Raw genomic sequence first — 15,439 nt, 5'->3', positions numbered from 1 at the left:
GCACGGCTCGCCCCGATGACCAGCGGTCAAATGGGCACAGACAGGAACCCTCGCTCGGATTGACCCGCGAAGCCGATCACTTCCTCGTCATGTTCGGGACGATGTCGGGCGCCGATCTCCGGTCGTGCCGGGTGGCCGCCCGGCACCTCAGGCAAGCCAGGCGGGCACTTGGTCGAGGTTGATCATGTCCTCGTAGCTCGGCCGCGGCCGGACGATGGCGTGATCGGGGCCGCGCACCAGCACCTCGGGAACGAGCCGGCGGGTGTTGTAGGTGTTGGCCTGAACGGCCCCGTAGGCTCCCGCCGTCATGAGGGCGAGGAGATCCCCGGGCTTCACCGCGGGCAAGTCGCGCGACAGGGCCAGGTAGTCGCCGGTCTCGCAGACGGGCCCGACCACATCGGCGACGATGCGGCCGCCGTTCCGATCCGGCTCGACGATGGTGCGGATATCGTGATGGGCTTCGTAGAGGGTCGGGCGGATCAGGTCGTTCATCGCCGCATCCACGATGACGAAGGTCTTGCCGGCTCCCTCCTTCACGTAGACGACCTGCGTGACCAGGATGCCGGCATTGCCGGCGATCATGCGCCCCATCTCGAAGACGAGCTTGAGGCCCAGGCCCTGGGTGTGGCGCTTGATGATCTGCGCATAGGCCTGCGGGTCGGGCGGGGGCTCGTTGTCCTCCCGGTAGGGCACGCCGAGGCCGCCGCCGAGATCGATATGGTGGAGCTTATGGCCGGCCGCCATGAGGTCCCGCGCCAGTTCCGCGAGCAGGGCGGTCGCGTTGTCGAAGGGCTGGAGGTCGGTGATCTGGCTGCCGATATGCATGTCGACGCCGGTCACCTCGATGCCCTTCAGCCGGGCGGCCCGGTCATAGACTTCGCGCGCGCGGGCGATCGGGATGCCGAACTTGTTCTCGGACTTGCCGGTCGAGATCTTCTTGTGGGTCTTGGCGTCCACGTCCGGGTTGACGCGGATCGAGACCGGCGCGCGCAGGCCCTTCGAGGCGGCGACCTCCGACAAGGCCTCCAGTTCCGGCTCCGATTCCACGTTGAAGCACAGGATGCCGCTGTCGAGGGCGAAGGCCATCTCGGCCTTCGTCTTGCCGACGCCCGAGAACACGATGCGCTGCCCCGGAATGCCGGCCGCGAGCGCCCGGCGCAGCTCGCCTTCGGAGACGATGTCCATGCCGGCGCCGAGACGGCCGAGGGTCTTCAGGACGGCCTGATTGGAATTCGCCTTCATCGCGTAGCAGACGAGGGCGTCCGTATCCGCAAAAGCCTCCGCGAAGACCCGGTAATGCCGCTCGAGGGTCGCGGAGGAATAGCAGTAGAACGGCGTTCCGACCTCGTCGGCGAGGCGGCGCAGATCGACGTCCTCCGCATGGAGGATGCCGCCGCGATAGGCAAAATGGTGCATGGTCTCGCCTTACAGCAGCGGATCGAGAATGAACGGCTTGTCGGGAATGGTGAAGCCGCGATTGGGCCGCGAGCGGGGCGTTCCGACGGGGGAGGGGAGCGTGCCCTGTCCGGCTTCCGCCGCGCCTGCCGTCTGCTGCGCTTGCGGGGCTGACGGATCCGGCGGCGGCTCGAGCGCGCCACGGCGCCCGCAGGCCGAAAGGCTGAGAATGGCAAGGCCCGCGATCAGCGCGATGCGGGGGAAAGCTAGGCTGGACGACATCACATGCTCCGAAACGTGGCCGCACCATAACGGGAACCTGCGGCCGAGGCGAGAGGCAAGGTGAGGAAGGGCCCGCCGCTGTCCTCAGGTTGCATCGCCGCGCCCGGAGCCGCCCGCCACAGGATCGTGAAGGGATGTGGTGCGGATTCGGCGGCTCGGGACTTGAGCAATGCCGCGTTTCGCGGCACATCCGCGGGCATGTCGAACGCATCCCGATCCTTGACGGCTCGAACCCTCCCCTGGCTCGTCGGCGTGGCGGCCCTCGGCCTCCTCGGGGCGGGCGCGGCCTGGTATGGGTTCTCCCAGAACGAGGTCAATCTGGCCGGTGCCGGCGAGTGCCGCGCATCGCAGCCCGTCGCCGAAAGCCTGAAGCCCCTGGCGAGAGGCGAGCTGGCGGCCGTGGGCGTGAGCAATGCGCCCAAGCCGCCGCCGGACATCGCGTTCCTCGGGCCCGCCGGCCAGACGAAGAGCCTTGCCGATTTCAAGGGCAAGACGATCCTGGTCAATCTCTGGGCGACCTGGTGCGTCCCGTGCCGTCAGGAGATGCCCGCCCTCGACAAGCTCCAGGCGGAGCTCGGAGCGCAGGACTTCGAGGTCGTCGCCATCAACGTCGATACGCGCAATCCCGAGAAGCCGAAGACATGGCTTCAGGAAAACGGCATCCGCCATCTCGCCTATTATGCCGATCCGGGCGGCAAGCTGCTCCAGACGCTTCAGAAGTCGGGCCACGTGGTGGGCCTGCCCACCACCTTCGTGGTCGACGAGGCCGGATGCGAGATCGCCCTTCTGAAAGGGCCGGCCGAATGGGCCTCGGACGAGGCCTACACCTTCGTGCGGACGGCGCTCGGACGCCCTTAGGCCGGAAAGCCTCCCTGGCCGTCCGGGAGGCCCGCTTCGCCGGAGAAGGCCGGCTTCAGGAGCCGCCACGGTCGGTCCATGGCTTTGCGCGCCTCGCCCCGGGCGAGCCGGCGGGACGTGCCGTCGGCCAGGATCTCCTCGATGACGAGAAAACCCAGGGCCTGCAGCGTCACGGCCGCCATCTTGGTCGCGGTGTCGTCCGCCCGGATGGAGAGCGAGCCGGCGGCATAGGTCCGCTCGATCAGGCTTTTCGGATGGTGCTGCGCCGAGGCCGCCTGACGCGGCTTGAACGCGATGACGTTCGTCTCAGTGTCGAACATGGATACCCCCAGTGCCGATGCCGCATGGTTCTTGTTCTGCGCGGCTCTCCGTTGTGACGGAGTAACGCCATTATGCCGGGAACTTAGCCGTGCATGGAATGCGACAAAAATTACGCCCCCGGCTGGCAGCCGGACCGGATGGGAGCAACAAAAAAGGCGGGGCCGCTGCCCCGCCTCGATCCGTCCGATGCAGTGCCCTCAGGCGCTCTGCTCGACCTTGATTCCCTTTTCGGTGAAGAGCTGCTGCAGCTCGCCGGCCTGGAACATCTCGCGGGTGATGTCGCAGCCGCCGATGAACTCGCCCTTCACGTAGAGCTGGGGAATGGTCGGCCAGTTGGAATAGTCCTTGATGCCCTGGCGGATGCCCTCGTCCTCGAGCACGTTCACGCCCTTATAGGGCACGCCGAGATAGTTGAGGATCTGGACCACCTGGCTCGAGAACCCGCACATGGGGAATTGCGGCGTGCCCTTCATGAAGAGCACGACGTCGTTGGACTTCACTTCGTTGTCGATCACCTGACGGGCGTCGGTCATGGGATTCTCCTGCTCCTCGGCGTTCAAGGCGCCGGGTTCGTCTCAATTGTCGGGTGTCAGAGTCGTCAATGCAAGGGCATGCAGCACGCCGCCCATGCGGCCTTGCAGCGCCGCATAGACCATCTGGTGCTGCTGGACCCGGGATTTGCCCTTGAAGGCCGAAGAGGTGACGGTGGCGGCGTAGTGGTCGCCGTCGCCGGCCAGATCCTTGATCTCGACCGTGGCATCCGGCAGGGCGTCCTTGATCATGCTTTCGATTTCGCGTGCGTCCATGGGCATGATGTCAGCTCCTCAAGCCTTGCCGGCCATGTAATCCGGCAGCCAGGCTTCGTGCGCTGCCTTCAGTTTCTTCACGGATATGGCCTGCTCGCCGGGCAGAATCAACGAATCGCCGCCCGTCACCCCCAGGGTTACGGCAGGGACGCCGATGGCGGAGGCCTCGTAGAGAATGTCGGCGGCGGCGTCCTGATCCACGGCGATCAGATAGCGCGCCTGATCCTCGCCGAACAGGAAGGCATGGAGAGGCAGGCCTTCCGGCATTGCGGTGACGGTGGCGCCCACATGGCCGGCCATGGCCATTTCCGCAAGGGCAAGCGCGATGCCGCCATCGGAGCAGTCATGGACCGTGTCCACCTGGCGCGACCGGACGAGCTGGCGGATCAAGTCGCCGTTGCGCTTCTCGTGGACGAGGTCGACCGGGGGCGGCGCGCCTTCCTCCCGCCCGCAGACGTCCCGCAGGTAGATGGATTGCCCGAGCCAGCCCTGGGTGTGGCCGACGAGGATGATCGCATCCCCTTCGCGCTTGAAGGCCACCGAGGCATTGACCGTCACGTCGTCGAGAAGACCGACGCCGCCGATGGCCGGGGTCGGCAGGATGCCCTGGCCGTTGGTCTCGTTGTAGAGCGAGACGTTGCCCGACACGACCGGGAAATCGAGGGCGCGGCAGGCCTCGCCGATGCCCTTGAGGCAGCCCACGAACTGGCCCATGGCGTCAGGCCGCTCGGGGCTGGCGAAGTTCAGGTTGTCGGTGATCGCCAGCGGCAGGCCGCCGACGGCGGTGATGTTGCGCCACGCTTCCGCCACCGCCTGCTTGCCGCCCTCGAAGGGGTCGGCCTCGCAATAACGCGGGGTCACGTCGGTGGTGAGCGCAAGGCCCTTCGGACCGTCCTCGACGCGCACGATAGCGGCGTCGCCGCCCGGGGTCTGTACGGTGTTGCCGAGGATCAGGTGGTCGTACTGCTCCCAGACCCAGCGCTTGGAGCACTGGTCCGGCGAACCCACGAGCTTGAGCAGCGCCTCGGCCTCGGACATGGGCGCCTTCACGCTCTCGGGGGCGATCACGGGCCGGCGCGGGCTTTCCACGTAAGGCCGGTCGTAGACCGGGGCCTCATCGCCCAGTTCCTTGATCGGCAGATCCGCCTTCACCTCGCCCTCATGCTTGATGACGAAGCGCAGGGTGTCCGTGGTCTTGCCGATGATCGCGAAATCCAGGCCCCATTTGTGGAAGATGGCCTCCGCCTCCTTCTCCATGCCGGGCTTGAGGACCATGAGCATGCGCTCCTGGCTCTCGGACAGCATCATCTCGTAGGCGGTCATGCCCTCCTCGCGGCAGGGCACCTTGTCGAGGTCGAGCTCGACGCCGAGATTGCCCTTGGCGCCCATCTCGACGGCCGAGCTGGTGAGGCCCGCCGCGCCCATGTCCTGGATCGCGATGACCGCGCCCGATTTCATGAGCTCGAGGCAGGCTTCCAGCAGGAGCTTCTCGGCGAAGGGGTCGCCCACCTGCACGGTGGGGCGCTTCTCCTCGGAAGCATCGTCGAACTCGGCCGACGCCATGGTGGCGCCGTGGATGCCGTCGCGGCCCGTCTTGGAGCCGAGATAGACGATCGGGTTCCCGACGCCGGTGGCCTTGGCATAGAAGATCTCGTCGCTGCGGGCGAGGCCCACCGCCATGGCGTTGACGAGGATGTTGCCGTTGTAGCGCTTGTCGAAGCCGACGCTGCCGCCGACGGTCGGCACGCCGAAGGAGTTGCCGTAGCCGCCGATGCCGGCCACCACGCCCGAGACGAGGTGGGGGGTCTTCGGATGGTCCGGCTCGCCGAAGCGCAGGAAGTTCAGCGCCGCGATGGGACGGGCGCCCATGGTGAACACGTCGCGCAGGATGCCGCCCACGCCCGTCGCCGCGCCCTGGTAGGGCTCGATGAAGGACGGGTGGTTATGGCTCTCCATCTTGAAGATGCAGGCCAGGCCGTCGCCGATGTCGATCACGCCCGCGTTCTCGCCCGGGCCCTGGATGACCCAGGGCGCCTTGGTCGGCAGGCCGCGCAGATGGATGCGGGAGGACTTATAGGAGCAGTGCTCGTTCCACATGGCCGAGACGATGCCGAGCTCGGTGATGGTCGGCGTCCGGCCGATCAGCTGCACGAAGCGCTCGTACTCGTCAGGCTTCAGCCCGTGCTCCTTCACCAGCTCCGGGGTGATGGCGACGTCGTTGCGGATCATCAGGGTCTCGCGATTTGAATGATTAGGCGGCACGGGCGGCGGACGACACGAGGCTCTCGAACAGGCCGCGTCCGTCGGTTCCTCCGACGAGGTCTTCGATCAGGTTTTCCGGATGCGGCATCATGCCGAGCACGTTGAGCCTGTCCGAATAGATGCCCGCGATCGAGTTCATGGAGCCGTTGCGGTTGGCGTCCTGAGTGACGTGACCGTGCGCGTCGGCATAGCGGAAGGCGACGAGACCTTCGCCCTCGAGGCGCCTCAGCGTCTCGGAATCCGCCGTGTAGTTGCCCTCGCCATGGGCGACGCAGACGTCGATGGCCTGGCCCTTGGCATAGGCCTTCGTGAAGGCGGTGTCGTTGCGCTCCACCCGCAGGAACTGCCGGTGGCAGATGAACTTGAGGTTGGCGTTGCGCATCAGGATGCCCGGCAGCAGGCCGGATTCGCACAGGATCTGGAAGCCGTTGCAGATGCCGAGCACCAGACCGCCGCGGGCCGCATGCGCCCGCACCGCATCCATGACCGCCGCGCGGCCGGCGATGGCGCCGCAGCGCAGATAATCGCCATAGGAGAAGCCGCCCGGCAGGACGACGAGATCCGTCCCCGAGGGCAGGTCGGTCTCGGCATGCCAGACCTTCTGGACGTCGGAGCCGGCCAGCTTGAGCGCCCGCACCACATCGCCTTCGCGATTGGAGCCGGGGAAGACGACGACAGCGGATTTCATGCCAACCTCACGCGATCTCGACGCGGTAGTTCTCGATGACCGTATTGGCCAGAAGCTTCTCGCAGGCTGCCTTGAGGGAGGCCTCGGCCTGGCCCTTGTCGGCGGTGTCCAGCTCGATGTCGAACACCTTGCCCTGGCGTACATTGGCGATGCCCTCGACGCCGAGAGACTTCAGGGCGCCTTCGATGGCCTTGCCTTGGGGGTCGAGAACGCCGTTCTTGAGGGTCACGGTGACGCGGGCTTTCATGGGGGCCTCGGGCTGTGCTGGAAATATGGCCAACGCCATAAAGCCAATGGCCGCAAGAGACAACGCCTTCAGGAGCCCAATTCTCGGGCAGCGGCCTCTCGGGCCGTCGCACGAACCGATTTCGGGTCCTCGCCGATGGCGAGAACGACATGGAGCTCATCGCCGGTGCGCCGGCCGAAGGCTGCGCCGTAGGCAGGAGGCTTCCCACCATCCGCCGGTGCGAGGCTGATGGCGAAGCCGGGATAGGGGCGGCCGCCGAGGGCTTCCACCGACACCGCCGTCCGCACCACCTTCTTTTTCCGGTCCTTCGGGGACCGAAGGACCCGCGCCAGCCGGTCGGGATCTTTAAGGACGGCTTCCGCCGCCTTCGCGTCGTCCCCTTTGAGACGCACCACGCTCACGACGAGGCCGGGGCTGCATTCGGGAGGAGCGCAGAAGGCCAGGGCCTCCGGCGCCGCCCGGTTCTCGGCCAGCCATTTACGAAGGGGCAGGGCTTCCCACGGCGCGCCGGGAGGAACCCCCGCGACCGGCCGGGGAATGTAGCCGCAGCCGCTCAGGGCCAGGAGACCGATCAGGAGCCCAAACGAGAATGCCCGGCGCGAGGCCGGGCATTCGGTCGGTCTTTTCAAGCCGAACCCGCTCACTGCACGAGGCGCGGGCCGCCGTTGGGGTTCTCGTTCTCGGACATGATGCCGAGACGGCGGGCCACTTCGGAATAGGCCTCGACGAGACCGCCCATGTCGCGGCGGAAACGGTCCTTGTCGAGCTTGTCCTTGGACTTGATGTCCCAGAGGCGGCACGAATCAGGGGAGATCTCGTCGGCGACGACGATGCGCATCAGCTCGCCTTCCCAGAGGCGGCCCGTTTCCATCTTGAAGTCGACGAGGCGGATGCCGACGCCGAGGAAGAGGCCGGAGAGGAAGTCGTTGACCCGGATGGCGAGAGCCATGATGTCGTCGATTTCCTGCGGCGTCGCCCAGCCGAAGGCCGTGATGTGCTCTTCCGAGACCATCGGATCGTTCAGGGCGTCGTTCTTGTAATAGAATTCGATAATCGAGCGGGGGAGCTGCGTGCCCTCCTCCAGCCCGAGGCGCGTGGCGAGGGAGCCCGCCGCCACATTCCGGACCACCACCTCGAGGGGGATAATCTCCACCTCGCGAATCAGCTGCTCGCGCATGTTCAGGCGGCGGATGAAGTGGGTCGGCACACCGATGTCGTTCAGATGCTGGAAAATGTATTCCGAGATCCGATTGTTGAGCACGCCCTTGCCATCGATCACTTCATGCTTCTTGGCATTGAAGGCGGTGGCATCATCCTTGAAGTGCTGGATCAGCGTTCCGGGCTCCGGGCCTTCATAGAGGACCTTCGCCTTGCCCTCGTAGATGCGACGGCGACGATTCATAGGTGTGTACCGAGGTTTGAGAAAATCCATTTGCCGTGGCTCCTTAAGGGTGAAACTGCCAGATCCGCGGCCACGGGAGCAGCTTTAGCCGCCGCCCCGCTTGCGGCGCAACCTATCCGATCCCTGGCATAAGCACAACGCAGGCCGTGCGCTGCAAAAAGAGGCAGCTTGATTGAGGCTTGCTTTCAAGGTGGGGAGCCACTGGCTATGACGCGAGTGCGCCTTTATATCGCAGAAAGACGATTCTAGGGGAGACCAGAGCCCATGACCACTTTCGACGACCGCAAGGATGCCTTCGAGAAGAAATTCGCCCACGATGCGGAGCTCCGCTTCAAGGCGACGGCCCGGCGGAACAAGCTTTTCGGCCTCTGGGCGGCGGAAAAGCTCGGCAAGAACGGCGCCGACGCGGAGGCCTACGCCAAGAGCGTCGTCCTCGCCGATTTCGAGGAAGCCGGCGATGCGGATGTCATCCGCAAGGTGCGAACGGATCTGGAGACGGCCGGCAAGGCGGCCGACGAGGCCGAGCTGAGCCGTACCCTGGCCGGCCTGATGGGCGAGGCTATCGAGCAGATCCAAGCGGGCCGTTAACGCCTCCCGTTTCTTCGCCAAGGTTGTGCAAGAGACCGGAATACGGCTCAGAAAGGGCTCCATGCCTGCGAACCCGACATTCCTCGACCGCCTGAAAAACGGTTCTCCCGCCTTGGCCGCATGGTGTGGGTTGCCCGACCCGGCCATATCCGCCCTGCTGGCCCGCGAGGCCTTCGATGCCATCGTGCTCGATCTGCAGCACGGGGCCATCGACTTCACACCCGCCATGAATGCCGTGCCGCTGATCGCGGCGGCCGGCAAGCCTGCGGTGGTCCGGATCTCCGTGGGGGACTTCGCCGCCGCCTCCAGGTGCCTGGATGCGGGAGCCTCGGGGGTGATCGCGCCCATGATCAACACCCTCGAGGATGCCCACCGTTTCGCAAGCTTCATGAAGTTTCCCCCGTTGGGGGAACGGAGCTGGGGCCCCCATGGGGCGCTCACCGTTTCGGGCCTTCAGGGCGGAGACTATTTCAAGGCCGCCAACGGCCTGTCCGTCGCCTTCGCGATGGTGGAGACGCGGGAGGCGCTGGGCCTCGTCGACGACATCCTGGCCATTCCCGGGATCGACGGCATCTTCATCGGCCCGTCCGATCTGTCCATTGCCCTGTCGCAGGGGCGGCACATGGACCCGACGAGCCGCGAGGTCGAGGAAGCTCTCGATCACGCCCTCTCGCGAGCCAGGGCCGCCGGGAAGATCGCCGCCGTCTATGCCGCCTCGGGCGAACGGGCGGCCGAGCTCGTCCGCAGGGGCTTCCACCTGGTCTCCATCGCCAGCGACGTTTCACTCATCCGTACCGGTGCCCAGATGGCCCTGAAGGCCGCCCGGGCCTGATCGCCTAACGCGGGTAGGGGAGGCCGAAGGCCTGGATCAGGAACAGCCCTCCGTGCCGCAGCGCCTCCTCGTCGATGGTGTGGGAGACGCCGCGCGAGAGATGCCACTGGCACGGCAGCTCCGCCGCGGCGAGCATCTCCTTGGAGAAGAAGAACATTTCGACCGGCACCACATCGTCCTGGTCGCCATGGATCAGCAGAACCGGCGGCTTCGAGCGGAGGGCGGATTTCAGGCTCTCGGGGCCCTTGCCGCTCTCCAGCACCAGCAGGCCCGAATAGCCGACGATGGCGGCCGGGGCCGTCGGACGACGAAAGCCCACATGCAGGGCCATCATGGCGCCCTGGCTGAAGCCGACGAGGGCGAGTTTCGAGGCGGGCAGCCCGTACCGAGCCAGCTCCGCATCCAGAAGGGCTTCGAGGCCCGGGCCCGCATAGGTTACCCCGCGCCAGAACTCTGCCGGGTCGCGTAAGGTGAGGGGGAACCATTGCCGTCCCATGGGCGCGCCCTCGCAGGGATCGGGCGTGTGAGGGGCGATGAAGGCGGCGTCCGGCAGCCAAGGCTGCCATTGATGCCCCAGTTCGATGAGATCGTGCCCGTCCGCCCCGAGGCCGTGCAGGAGAACGACAAGCTGGCGGGCCTGACCGGACAGGGGAGCAAGGCGCGGAATATCGGCAACGGCCATGATCGGGATCCTCTGGGCACTGGCGACGAGACGAGCGGAGCGGGCTAAACGACCGGGCTGCCTTCGCGGGCCCGGGCAATCCGATAATGTGCCCAAAGCACCTTGGCGGCTACGCCCCGCCAGGGCCGCCAGCGTTCCGCCATGGCCTCCATTCGCCGGGCATCGGGCCGCAACGCCAAGCCATACGCGAGACGGGCCGCCTCCTGGATGGCCAGATCTCCGCTCGGAAACGCGTCCGGATGGCCGAGGCAGAAGAGCAGATACACATCCGCCGTCCAGGGGCCGATGCCTTTGACCTGCGTCAGAAGGCGATGGGCTTCGTCGACGGGAAGATCGTGCAGGCCTTCGAGCGGCAGGTTCCCGGCAATGACGTCCGACGCCGCCGCACGCAGGGTGCGGATCTTGCCGGCGGAAAGTCCGGCCGCGCGGAGTTCCTCATCGGGCAGCTGCAAGAGCTGCTCCGGCGACGGAGGCTCGAAAAGGCTTCTCAGCCGGCCCCAGATGGCGGCGGCACTGGCCGTCGAGAGCTGCTGGCCCACGACGATCCAGGCGAGACCCTCGAAACCGGGCGGGCGCCTGCGCAGCTGTGGAACGGCTCCCGCGGCAACGATCCTGGCGATGACGGGATCCGCCTGGGCCACCGCAGCGAGCCCCCTCTTGAGAACCTCTTCCGATTCGAGGAGGGTGGCCATCGATCCAGTCCTTTCCAGTGCAGGCCCCTGTGACGAAGCCGGTTTTTCGATTTGCCCCCAGTCCGAACGGGCGGCTTCACCTCGGCCATGCCTATTCGGCCCTCCTCAATACCGAGATGGCGCACCAATTCGGCGGCCGTTTCCTGCTGCGCATCGAGGATATCGACGTCACCCGATGCCGTCCCGAGTACGAGGCTGCCATCTATGAGGATCTGGCCTGGCTCGGGCTCCGATGGGAAGAGCCCGTTCGCCGCCAGTCGGAGCATTTCGGGGATTATCGCACCGCTTTTTCGACGCTGAAGGGGAGGGGGCTCGTCTATCCCTGCTTCTGCTCCCGCAAGGACATCGCCGAGGCGGTCGCCTGCCGCGAGGTGGAGGGACAGGAATGGCCGCGGGATCCGGACAGCGCGGCTCTCTATCCCGGAACCTGCAAGGGCATCCCGGCCGGGGAGGCGGAGCGCCGGATTGCCGGGGGCGAGGCCCATGCGTGGCGCATCGATATGGGCAGGGCTCTCGCCGCAGCGCCGGGGCCTCACGGGTACCGGCGCTTCGACCGGGAAGGAGCCGAGGAGGTCTGCGCCGCCGATCCCGGACGCTGGGGCGATGCGGTCCTCGTCCGCAAGGACGTGCCGACGAGCTACCATCTCTCTGTCGTGGTGGACGATGCCCTTCAGGGGATCACCCATGTGGTGCGCGGCAAGGACCTGGAGGCGGCGACCGATCTTCACGTCCTGCTGCAGAGCCTGCTCGGCCTGCCGACGCCGCGCTACCACCACCACGGACTCGTTCTCGACCTGACGGGCGACAAGCTTTCGAAAAGCCGCCAGTCCGAGGCTCTGGCCGATCTGCGCCTCCGCGGCGCATCTGCCGCAGATGTGCGGCAGCGCCTGGGCTTTGCGCCTCAGCCGATCCCGAGCACGTAGAGCCAGATCAGCGTCGTGCCCAGCGCCAGGATCGTGGAGAGGGTGACGGTGCTCGATGCAAGGGCGACGCCCTCGCCGTAGCGCTCGGCGAAGAGATAGGCGTTGAGGCCCGAGGGGCAGGAGGCGAACAGGACCGCCACCCCGGCCCAGACCGGCGGAATGGCGAAGACGTAGGTGGCCAGGAGCAGGACGACCAAGGGGTGCAGCACGAGCTTGAAGGCCGAGATCAGGGTCGGCAGCTTCCAGCCCATCTGCAGCCCGTAGCGGCGTAGCGCGATTCCCATGGAAATGAGGGCGCACGGAACGGCGGCGCTCGCCAGGAGCTCCACCACCTGCCAGGCCGGACCGGGAACATGGGGAGCAAGGGGACGGAGCGCAGAGCCGGCCAGGATCCCGACGACGATGGGATGGGTCGCGAGCCGCCGGAGAATGGTGAGAGGCGAGGCCTGGCGGCCTTCCGCCATGACGGTCGCGAGGGTCATCGTCACCGGCAGGTGCACGGCGATCAGCAGGAAGAGCGGCACGGCGCCCTCGTCGCCATAGGCCTTCAGAATCATGGGCACGCCGACGAAGACCGTGTTCGCCTGCCCGGCGGAGAAGCCGGCCACCACGGCGGAGACGCCCTTGAGGCCGAAGAGGCGCCGACCGAGCACCATGGCCAACGCCCACACCACGGCGACACCGGCAAAGTAGGAGATCCAGTACCCCCAGGGCTGCACTTCGGGAATTTCGGCCCGGACCAGGGTGTTGAAGATGAGGCAGGGGACCGACAGGCTGAATACGAATTCCGACAGGCCCTCGCCCATCCGCTCCGAGACGAAGCCGGTCCGGCGCGCGAGATAGCCGATGCCGATCAGGCCGAAGACCGGCAGGACGATCGTGAGAAGGTCGATCATCGCTCAGCGCAGGTCGGCACGCTGGGCGAGGCTGGCCGAGGCTCCGGCATGGGACATGAGCTCGTCGATCTGTTCGCGCTGGCGCTTGAACTCGGCGAGACCCCGCCCTTCGAGTTCCCGCCCTCGGGGCAGACGGATCTTCAGGGGGTCGACGAAGCTGCCGTTGATGATCACCTCGTAGTGGAGGTGGGGCCCCGTGGAGAGGCCGGTATTGCCCACATAGCCGATGACCTGGCCCTGCTGGACCTTGGTGCCCGGGAAGATGCCCTTGCCGAACGACGACAGGTGGGAATAGGCGGTCACGTAACCGTTGGTATGCTGGATTTCCACGCGGCGGCCATAGCCGCCGGAATCCCACTTTGCCATGAGGACGGTGCCGTTTCCGGCCGCGAAGATGGGCGTCCCGATCCGGTTGGCCCAGTCCACGCCGGTATGGGGCCGTGTATAGCCCAGGATCGGGTGCCGGCGCGATCCGAAGCCCGAGCGGAGGATGCCGTCGGCGATGGGTTTGCGCAGCAGGAACTTCTTCAGGGAGCGGCCCGCGTCGTCGAAGTAGTCGATGGTGCCGTCCTCGCCCTGATAGCGGTAGACCCGTCGCGCCTCGCCTCCCACGGAGAGGGCGGCATAGAGCACCTCGGGCGTTCCGTCCTCGTCGTCCGATCCGAAGAAGATCTCGAAGCTGTCGCCCTGCGACACCCGGCGCTGGAAATCGACGTCGTAGCCGAAGATCCGCACCAGCTCATCGACGGTCTCGCGCGGGAGCTCGTTCTTCATGGCGGTCTCGTAAAGGCTCTCGTAGAGCCTGACGCCGCCTTGATCCTCTTCTCCGGTTTCCTCCTCCTGGGCAACGACGCTGTTCGCGTTGTTCTGGTCCTGAGGGGGCGTCACGGAGACGAAGACGCCGCGGTCGTTCGTGGCCGCGATGGCCTCGATTCCCCTGTCGCCCAGCACGAGCACGCGGACGATCTGCCTGGGGTCGCCAAGGCGCGGGCCCGGCGCGATGAGGATGCGCAGCCGCTGACCTTCCGTAAGGGCGGCGACCTTGATCCGGGCCGAGAGCGCCGCCGTGACGGCCTCGATCTGCTCCGGCGTGGCTCCGTAGGAGCGAAGGGCGGTTTCGAGGGTCTCGCCCTTCTTGAGAACGAGATCGCGCTCCTCGACGAGGGGGCTGGAGGCCCGCTGATCGATCTTCGGCAGCTCGGTCACGTTCTCCGGGACCACCCGGACCTCGATCGTGCTGAAGGGGGCGTCGATGGTGTGGGCGTAGCCCAGGGCGTCCCCTAGTCCTTCCGGCTGCCGCAGAGTGCGCGACAACATCTGCTGAGCGGGGATTGCGACGGCGGCTTGCCGGCCCGCCTCGGCGGCTAAGCGACGCTCCTCCTCGATCATGGCAAGCACATCCTCGTCCGCGAGGGCGGGGGCGCTCGCCTCGATGGCGATCGAGGTGAGGTCGTGCCTGACGACCGAGACATCGGCATCGACGATCTCCGGTGCCGCCTCCGGCGCGCGCTCCTGAGGGCTGTCGACGAAGAGCTGCCTCGGATTGAAGGGCGGGATGTCGGTGGCATAGGTGCCGGTGGAGAGGGACAGGTTGGTGGCGATCCGCACGAATTGCCGGACCTTGATCACCTCCCGGTCACCGTTCCGGATCGTCATCGGAGCCCGGAAACTCTGCCTGGCCAGAACCGTGTTCTCGGTCAGGTTGAGCCGATCCCCCTTGCGCGAGGCGTTCGACGACCGCTCGACACGGCTGTCGACGCTTCGGGCCGTGCCGATCGTGGCCGGTTCCGGAGGGTCGGCCGATACGGTCGCTCCCTCGAGGGCGATATAGATGGATGCGCCGATCAGGACCGCGCCCGTAACGCCGGTGAGGACGCTCGCTCCGAGCCAGCGCAGATTGATGTCGCGCCTGTCGAGTTCCGACGCGCCGCCTCCCGTGGCGTTGAGCGGCGGCTCATGGCCGAGATCGATCCCGGACGACCCGCGGAGAGACTCCTTGGCGAAGCTGTCGGCATGGTCGTTGTCTGGGGAGGTCTGGCTCATCGACTTGTAAGGGCGCACATGGAGAGAAGTTTGTCGTCGCAGAAGCGCACGGCGCTCTAGCACACTAGAACACGTCCGCACAGGCCGGCCAACCGACCGTATCTGCCGCGGCACAGGATGCAAAGCCTTGCCGTTGGGGCAGATCCTTCGCCTCCAACTTTGTCGGAGGTGAGGCGGTAGAGCCGTCTCGCTGCACTTCCCTGTGCGGTGTCTCACGGAGGATACAAAAGCGTCAAAAAACTTTCACATGGTTGTTGACACCGAAAAGAGGTTGGGCTTATAAAGCGCCCATCGACGCCGACCGCCCGAGCGGCTGGCGCCGAGACCTTCTGTCAAAGGTTCGAAGCGCAAATGGCCTGGCTTCGCTGGGCTGTCGTTCTGTTCCGATGAGGTTGGTTTCCGTTGGCATCTTCTTCTTTTGGTTTTGAGGAGGGGGGTTGACGGGGAGGTTTGGTGAACTTATATCGGGTTCATCGCGGTGCTGCCGATGCGGCGCCGAGGCTTCCACGGACAAGCGGATGA

18 protein-coding genes are annotated in these 15,439 nt (G+C 66.4%); 4 read left to right on the top strand and 14 right to left on the bottom strand.

All coding sequences use genetic code 11. The features are described 5' to 3' along the window. Positions 1 to 147: 147 nt before the first annotated feature. Positions 148 to 1,416, bottom strand: coding sequence for a diaminopimelate decarboxylase (lysA, locus tag ACFOYU_RS17625; RefSeq protein ID WP_377034602.1), 1,269 nt, complete (start codon positions 1,414 to 1,416; stop codon positions 148 to 150). Between the two features lie 9 nt (positions 1,417 to 1,425). Then, positions 1,426 to 1,677 (bottom strand): lipoprotein, encoded by a 252-nt coding sequence (locus ACFOYU_RS17620; RefSeq protein WP_226742713.1) that lies wholly within the window; start codon positions 1,675 to 1,677, stop codon positions 1,426 to 1,428. A gap of 219 nt (positions 1,678 to 1,896) precedes the next feature. Between ACFOYU_RS17620 and ACFOYU_RS17615 the strand changes: the two genes are divergently transcribed. Beyond that, complete coding sequence (locus ACFOYU_RS17615) at positions 1,897 to 2,535, top strand: TlpA family protein disulfide reductase (protein ID WP_377034601.1); 639 nt, start codon at positions 1,897 to 1,899, stop codon at positions 2,533 to 2,535. On the opposite strand, the gene ACFOYU_RS17610 is transcribed toward ACFOYU_RS17615, so the two are convergent. The 8 genes from ACFOYU_RS17610 to purC form a co-directional block, all read right to left on the bottom strand. After that, positions 2,532 to 2,855: a hypothetical protein gene (locus tag ACFOYU_RS17610; protein WP_226742715.1), complete on the bottom strand. Its 324-nt coding sequence runs from the start codon at positions 2,853 to 2,855 to the stop codon at positions 2,532 to 2,534. The genes ACFOYU_RS17615 and ACFOYU_RS17610 overlap by 4 nt on opposite strands. Positions 2,856 to 3,053: 198 nt before the next feature. Then, positions 3,054 to 3,389, bottom strand: a complete 336-nt coding sequence (gene grxD / locus ACFOYU_RS17605; RefSeq protein WP_226742716.1) for a Grx4 family monothiol glutaredoxin — start codon at positions 3,387 to 3,389, stop codon at positions 3,054 to 3,056. Between the two features lie 42 nt (positions 3,390 to 3,431). Then, the gene (locus tag ACFOYU_RS17600; protein WP_226742717.1) at positions 3,432 to 3,668 is read right to left on the bottom strand and encodes a BolA family protein; all 237 of its coding nucleotides are present in this window, start codon (positions 3,666 to 3,668) and stop codon (positions 3,432 to 3,434) included. Positions 3,669 to 3,680: 12 nt separating this feature from the next. Then, positions 3,681 to 5,891: a phosphoribosylformylglycinamidine synthase subunit PurL gene (gene purL, locus ACFOYU_RS17595; protein WP_377034600.1), complete on the bottom strand. Its 2,211-nt coding sequence runs from the start codon at positions 5,889 to 5,891 to the stop codon at positions 3,681 to 3,683. 22 nt (positions 5,892 to 5,913) lie between these two features. Then, a complete protein-coding gene (gene purQ, locus ACFOYU_RS17590; RefSeq protein ID WP_377034599.1) occupies positions 5,914 to 6,612 on the bottom strand; it encodes a phosphoribosylformylglycinamidine synthase subunit PurQ in 699 nt (232 codons plus the stop codon). A gap of 7 nt (positions 6,613 to 6,619) precedes the next feature. After that, positions 6,620 to 6,859 carry a phosphoribosylformylglycinamidine synthase subunit PurS gene (purS, locus tag ACFOYU_RS17585; protein ID WP_377034598.1) on the bottom strand — a complete coding sequence of 80 codons (240 nt, stop codon included), beginning with the start codon at positions 6,857 to 6,859 and terminating at the stop codon, positions 6,620 to 6,622. A gap of 68 nt (positions 6,860 to 6,927) precedes the next feature. Continuing rightward, complete coding sequence (locus ACFOYU_RS17580) at positions 6,928 to 7,488, bottom strand: hypothetical protein (RefSeq protein WP_377034597.1); 561 nt, start codon at positions 7,486 to 7,488, stop codon at positions 6,928 to 6,930. 11 nt (positions 7,489 to 7,499) lie between these two features. After that, the gene (gene purC / locus ACFOYU_RS17575) at positions 7,500 to 8,291 is read right to left on the bottom strand and encodes a phosphoribosylaminoimidazolesuccinocarboxamide synthase (RefSeq protein ID WP_226742722.1); all 792 of its coding nucleotides are present in this window, start codon (positions 8,289 to 8,291) and stop codon (positions 7,500 to 7,502) included. Positions 8,292 to 8,525: 234 nt separating this feature from the next. Between purC and ACFOYU_RS17570 the strand changes: the two genes are divergently transcribed. Together ACFOYU_RS17570 and ACFOYU_RS17565 are read left to right on the top strand one after the other, a co-directional pair. Continuing rightward, the gene (locus tag ACFOYU_RS17570; protein ID WP_226742723.1) at positions 8,526 to 8,849 is read left to right on the top strand and encodes a DUF1476 domain-containing protein; all 324 of its coding nucleotides are present in this window, start codon (positions 8,526 to 8,528) and stop codon (positions 8,847 to 8,849) included. 61 nt (positions 8,850 to 8,910) lie between these two features. Beyond that, positions 8,911 to 9,681, top strand: a complete 771-nt coding sequence (locus tag ACFOYU_RS17565) for an HpcH/HpaI aldolase/citrate lyase family protein (RefSeq protein ID WP_377034596.1) — start codon at positions 8,911 to 8,913, stop codon at positions 9,679 to 9,681. Between the two features lie 4 nt (positions 9,682 to 9,685). Here the strand turns inward: ACFOYU_RS17565 and ACFOYU_RS17560 are convergent, their stop codons facing one another. Both ACFOYU_RS17560 and ACFOYU_RS17555 read right to left on the bottom strand, forming a co-directional pair. Further along, the gene (locus ACFOYU_RS17560; RefSeq protein WP_377034595.1) at positions 9,686 to 10,363 is read right to left on the bottom strand and encodes an alpha/beta hydrolase; all 678 of its coding nucleotides are present in this window, start codon (positions 10,361 to 10,363) and stop codon (positions 9,686 to 9,688) included. A 44-nt stretch (positions 10,364 to 10,407) separates the two neighbouring features. Next, positions 10,408 to 11,055 (bottom strand): DNA-3-methyladenine glycosylase family protein, encoded by a 648-nt coding sequence (locus ACFOYU_RS17555; RefSeq protein WP_377034594.1) that lies wholly within the window; start codon positions 11,053 to 11,055, stop codon positions 10,408 to 10,410. A gap of 29 nt (positions 11,056 to 11,084) precedes the next feature. Between ACFOYU_RS17555 and gluQRS the strand changes: the two genes are divergently transcribed. Beyond that, positions 11,085 to 11,978 (top strand): tRNA glutamyl-Q(34) synthetase GluQRS, encoded by an 894-nt coding sequence (gluQRS, locus tag ACFOYU_RS17550; RefSeq protein ID WP_377034593.1) that lies wholly within the window; start codon positions 11,085 to 11,087, stop codon positions 11,976 to 11,978. Here the strand turns inward: gluQRS and ACFOYU_RS17545 are convergent. Both ACFOYU_RS17545 and ACFOYU_RS17540 read right to left on the bottom strand, forming a co-directional pair. After that, positions 11,957 to 12,874, bottom strand: coding sequence for an AEC family transporter (locus ACFOYU_RS17545; RefSeq protein ID WP_226742728.1), 918 nt, complete (start codon positions 12,872 to 12,874; stop codon positions 11,957 to 11,959). The two genes, gluQRS and ACFOYU_RS17545, sit on opposite strands and share 22 nt — an antisense overlap. A gap of 3 nt (positions 12,875 to 12,877) precedes the next feature. Then, positions 12,878 to 14,917, bottom strand: coding sequence for a M23 family metallopeptidase (locus ACFOYU_RS17540; RefSeq protein WP_377034592.1), 2,040 nt, complete (start codon positions 14,915 to 14,917; stop codon positions 12,878 to 12,880). Positions 14,918 to 15,439: the final 522 nt, after the last annotated feature.

The organism is Microvirga sp. GCM10011540 (assembly GCF_042650665.1).
GTDB lineage: Bacteria > Pseudomonadota > Alphaproteobacteria > Rhizobiales > Beijerinckiaceae > Microvirga > Microvirga lenta.
The sequence above is the reverse complement of the archived record's forward strand: the minus strand, read 5'-3'. Positions and strand labels throughout refer to the sequence as shown.

What these genes read in the sequence shown, in the direction of transcription:
- lysA (WP_377034602.1), bottom strand. Translation starts at nt 1,416, where the DNA reads ATGCACCATTTTGCCTATCGCGGCGGCATCCTCCATGCGGAGGACGTC.
- ACFOYU_RS17620 (WP_226742713.1), bottom strand. Translation starts at nt 1,677, where the DNA reads ATGTCGTCCAGCCTAGCTTTCCCCCGCATCGCGCTGATCGCGGGCCTT.
- ACFOYU_RS17610 (WP_226742715.1), bottom strand. Translation starts at nt 2,855, where the DNA reads ATGTTCGACACTGAGACGAACGTCATCGCGTTCAAGCCGCGTCAGGCG.
- grxD (WP_226742716.1), bottom strand. Translation starts at nt 3,389, where the DNA reads ATGACCGACGCCCGTCAGGTGATCGACAACGAAGTGAAGTCCAACGAC.
- ACFOYU_RS17600 (WP_226742717.1), bottom strand. Translation starts at nt 3,668, where the DNA reads ATGCCCATGGACGCACGCGAAATCGAAAGCATGATCAAGGACGCCCTG.
- purL (WP_377034600.1), bottom strand. Translation starts at nt 5,891, where the DNA reads ATGATCCGCAACGACGTCGCCATCACCCCGGAGCTGGTGAAGGAGCAC.
- purQ (WP_377034599.1), bottom strand. Translation starts at nt 6,612, where the DNA reads ATGAAATCCGCTGTCGTCGTCTTCCCCGGCTCCAATCGCGAAGGCGAT.
- purS (WP_377034598.1), bottom strand. Translation starts at nt 6,859, where the DNA reads ATGAAAGCCCGCGTCACCGTGACCCTCAAGAACGGCGTTCTCGACCCC.
- purC (WP_226742722.1), bottom strand. Translation starts at nt 8,291, where the DNA reads ATGGATTTTCTCAAACCTCGGTACACACCTATGAATCGTCGCCGTCGC.
- ACFOYU_RS17570 (WP_226742723.1), top strand. Translation starts at nt 8,526, where the DNA reads ATGACCACTTTCGACGACCGCAAGGATGCCTTCGAGAAGAAATTCGCC.
- ACFOYU_RS17565 (WP_377034596.1), top strand. Translation starts at nt 8,911, where the DNA reads ATGCCTGCGAACCCGACATTCCTCGACCGCCTGAAAAACGGTTCTCCC.
- ACFOYU_RS17560 (WP_377034595.1), bottom strand. Translation starts at nt 10,363, where the DNA reads ATGGCCGTTGCCGATATTCCGCGCCTTGCTCCCCTGTCCGGTCAGGCC.
- ACFOYU_RS17555 (WP_377034594.1), bottom strand. Translation starts at nt 11,055, where the DNA reads ATGGCCACCCTCCTCGAATCGGAAGAGGTTCTCAAGAGGGGGCTCGCT.
- ACFOYU_RS17545 (WP_226742728.1), bottom strand. Translation starts at nt 12,874, where the DNA reads ATGATCGACCTTCTCACGATCGTCCTGCCGGTCTTCGGCCTGATCGGC.
- ACFOYU_RS17540 (WP_377034592.1), bottom strand. Translation starts at nt 14,917, where the DNA reads ATGAGCCAGACCTCCCCAGACAACGACCATGCCGACAGCTTCGCCAAG.